Annotated in this window: 3 protein-coding genes; 2 read left to right on the top strand and 1 reads right to left on the bottom strand. The window is 67.6% G+C overall.

The window, feature by feature from the left end; all coding sequences use genetic code 11:
* The coding region (locus tag ACFP9U_RS24320; protein WP_378625376.1) for an acyl-CoA dehydrogenase family protein at positions 1-1,470 on the bottom strand (1,470 nt) is incomplete at its 3' end.
* Positions 1,471-1,626: 156 nt separating this feature from the next.
* Between ACFP9U_RS24320 and ACFP9U_RS24315 the strand changes: the two genes are divergently transcribed.
* Together ACFP9U_RS24315 and ACFP9U_RS24310 are read left to right on the top strand one after the other, a co-directional pair.
* Positions 1,627-2,586, top strand: a complete 960-nt coding sequence (locus tag ACFP9U_RS24315) for an aspartate carbamoyltransferase catalytic subunit (RefSeq protein WP_378625375.1) — start codon at positions 1,627-1,629, stop codon at positions 2,584-2,586.
* Positions 2,583-3,663: dihydroorotase (locus ACFP9U_RS24310; RefSeq protein ID WP_378625373.1), on the top strand; the 1,081-nt coding region annotated here is incomplete at its 3' end. The genes ACFP9U_RS24315 and ACFP9U_RS24310, both read left to right, overlap by 4 nt.

Below are 3,663 nucleotides of genomic sequence, written 5' to 3'. Positions count from 1 at the left end.
CGCCAGGGCGAGCTGCTCCGTCAGGATGCGCGCGGAGCCCTCGTCGGACTGGCACACGCGGATCGCCGCCTTCAGCACCTCCACCGTGCCATGGCCGGTCTCGCCCAGATCGCCGTGGATGCCCGCCAGCACCTCGTCGAACAGGCCGGCATTGCGCGATAAAACGCGCAGCACGTCGAGCGCCATCACATTGCCGGAGCCTTCCCAGATGGCGTTGACCGGCGCCTCGCGATAATGGCGGGCAAGCGGCCACTCTTCCACATAGCCGTTGCCGCCCAGGCACTCCATCGCTTCGTAGATCAGCGCCGGCGCGATCTTGCAGACCCAGTATTTCACCACCGGCGTCATGACGCGGGCGAAGGCGGCCTCGCCCCGGTTCGCCGCCGCCTCGTCGAAGGAACGCGCCAGGCGGAAGGCAAGCGCGGTCGCCGCCGCCACGTCCAGCGCCATGTCGGCCAGCACGCGGCTCATCAGCGGCTGGTCGAAAAGCGCCTTGCCGAAAACCTGCCGGTGGCGCACGTGGTGCACGGCTTCGGCGAGCGATGCGCGCATCAGGCCGGCGGAGCCGACCGCGCAGTCGAGTCGGGTCAGCGTCACCATGTCCATGATGGTGCGGATACCGCCGCCGAGGTCCCCGACCGGATGGCCGAGCGCACCGGTGAACTCAACCTCGGAGGAAGCGTTGGAACGGTTGCCGAGCTTGTCCTTCAGGCGCTGGAAGCGAAAGCCGTTGCCGGTCCCGTCGTCCAGTACCCGCGGCAGGAGAAAGCAGGAAAGGCCCTCCTTCGCCTGCGCCAGCACCAGGAAGGCGTCGCTCATGGGTGCCGACATGAACCATTTGTGCCCGGTGATGCGGAACAGCCCGTCGCCGGCCGGCTCCGCCACGGTCAAGTTGGCGCGCACATCCGTTCCACCCTGCTTCTCCGTCATGCCCATACCGAGCGTGACACCCTGCTTCTGGGCCGCCGGGCGGTTGGAATGGTCGTATTTGCGCGCGATGACGCGCGGTGCCCAGACACGGAAGAGGTCGGGGCTCGCCATCAGTGCGGCGAGCGAGGCGCTGGTCATGGTGAGCGGACAGAGATGCCCGAGTTCGAGCTGCGCGGTCAGATAGAAGCGCGTAGCGCGGATCTGGTGGCGCTGTCCCTTCTCGTCCTCGCCGTCCTCCCAGATGGAAGAATGCAGGCCGGCGCCGATCGAGCGGCGCATCAGCGCGTGATAGGCCGGATGATATTCCACCAGATCCGCCCGGCGCCCGTAGCGGTCGTGCGTTTTGAGCGCCGGCGTCTCGACATTGGCCAACCGCGCGAGATCGAGTGCCTCCTGCCCGCGCACGAATCGCCCCATCCCCTCCAGCTCCTTGCGCACCGGCGGAGAAAAGGTCTCGCCGAGCTGGATGAGCAGCGGGTCCGACCGCCAGGCATTCGTGCCGCTGATGGGGGGCGGCTGGTTGACGACCTCGTGGTTCACGTGAACTTCCTCTGAACTCTTGACGGCGCGGATATCCCGGCAACTCGAAAAAGCCTAGACCCTTTCCCCGCCTGTTGAAATGGCGGGGAGAAGGGGCACACAATCATTTCTTCGGCTTGCCGTCGGCGCCATGGGGCCCTATAGCACCCCTTTGAGATGACAGACGCGCCAGCCCTTCCTCTGTTCCCCCATCGCCACCTCCTTGGCATCAAGAACCTGTCGCCCCTCGACATAGAAGCCCTGCTCGACAGGGCCGACGCGGCGGTCGCCATCTCGCGCCAGCCGGAGAAGAAGCTGGCGAGCTTGCGCGGCCGCACGCAAATCAATCTCTTCTACGAGGCCTCCACCCGCACCCAGTCCTCCTTCGAGCTGGCGGGCAAGCGGCTGGGCGCCGACGTGATGAACATGTCGGTGGCGAGTTCCGCCACCAAGAAGGGCGAGACGCTGCTCGATACCGCGGTGACGCTGAACGCCATGCGGCCCGACATCCTCGTCATCCGCCATTCGGCAGCCGGCGCGGCGGCTCTCCTTGCCCAGAAGGTGGGCTGCTCGGTGATCAATGCCGGCGACGGGGCGCACGAGCACCCGACACAGGCGCTGCTCGACGCGCTGACCATCCGCCGCGCCAAGGGACGCCTGGCAGGATTGCTGGTGGCCATTTGCGGGGACGTCCTGCATTCGCGGGTCGCCCGCTCCAACATGATCCTGCTCAACGCGATGGGCGCGCGCGTGCGCGTCATCGCCCCTTCCACGCTCTTGCCGTCCGGCATCGAGCGCATGGGCGTGGAGCCGTTCACCCGCATGGAGGACGGGCTCGAAGGGGCCGACGTAGTGATGATGTTGAGACTCCAGCGCGAGCGCATGGCCGGCAGCTTCGTGCCCTCGGTGCGCGAATATTTCCGCTTCTACGGCCTCGACGCGCAGAAGCTCAAGGCGGCGAAGGCGGACGCTCTGGTGATGCACCCCGGTCCCATGAACCGCGGCGTGGAAATAGCCTCGGAAGTGGCCGACGGCCCGCAAAGCGTAATCCAGGAACAGGTGGAAATGGGCGTGGCCGTGCGCATGGCGGTGATGGAGGCGTTGCTCGATCCGCGCCGCAACGGAGACGCGGCATGAGCATCACGGTTTTCGAACGCGCCCGCATCATCGACCCCGCGCGGGGGCTGGACGAGACGGGAACGGTGATCGTTGCCGACGGCATCATTCGGGAAGCGGGTGCCGGCGCGCTCAACCAGGGGAAACCGGAGGGTGCCAGCACCGTCGATTGCAGCGGCAAGGCGCTCATCCCCGGCCTCGTGGACGCGCGCGTCTTCGTCGGCGAGCCGGGCGCGGAGCACCGCGAGACCATCGCCTCTGCAAGCCAGGCCGCCGCGGCCGGCGGCGTGACCTCCTTCGTGATGATGCCGGACACCGCCCCCGTCATCGACGACGTGGCGCTGGTGGAGTTCGTTCTGCGCACGGCGCGCGAGACGGCCTCGGTCAATGTCTTTCCCGCCGCCGCCGTGACGAAAGGGCTGGCAGGCAGCGAGTTGAGCGAGTTCGGGCTGCTGCGCGATGCCGGCGCGGTGGCGCTGACGGAAGGCCGCAACACGGTCGCCAGCGCGCTGGTCATGCGGCGCGCGCTCACCTATGCGCGCGACATGGAGATCGTCCTGGCCCATTCCACCCAAGATCCCGGGCTCGCCTCCTCGGGGGTTATGAACGAGGGGCTGCTTGCGAGCTGGCTCGGCCTACCGGGCATCCCGCGCGAGGCGGAGGCCATCCCCCTCACCCGCGACCTGATGCTGGCGGAATTGACGGGCGGGCGCTACCACGCCGCGGAAGTCTCGACGGCCATGTCCACCGCCGCCATCCGCCATGCCAAGGACCGCGGCACGGCCGTCACCGCCGGCGTCAGCATCAACAATCTCTGTCTCAACGAGAACGACGTCGGCGAATACCGCACCTTCTTCCGTCTTTCCCCGCCGCTGCGTGCGGAGGAGGACCGGCTCGCCATGGTCGAAGCACTGAAGGACGGTACGATCGACATCATCGTCTCCTCCCATGATCCGCAGGACGTCGATACCAAACGCCTGCCCTTCGCCGAGGCCGCCGTCGGCGCGGTCGGGCTGGAAACGCTGCTGGCCGCCGCGCTCAGGCTGCATCATTCCGCCGAGGTGCCGCTGCTGCGGCTCGTCGAGGCGCTGTCGACGG

The organism is Nitratireductor sp. GCM10026969, from assembly GCF_042660605.1.
Taxonomy (GTDB): domain Bacteria; phylum Pseudomonadota; class Alphaproteobacteria; order Rhizobiales; family Rhizobiaceae; genus Chelativorans.
This window is presented reverse-complemented; position numbering and strand designations above follow the sequence as displayed.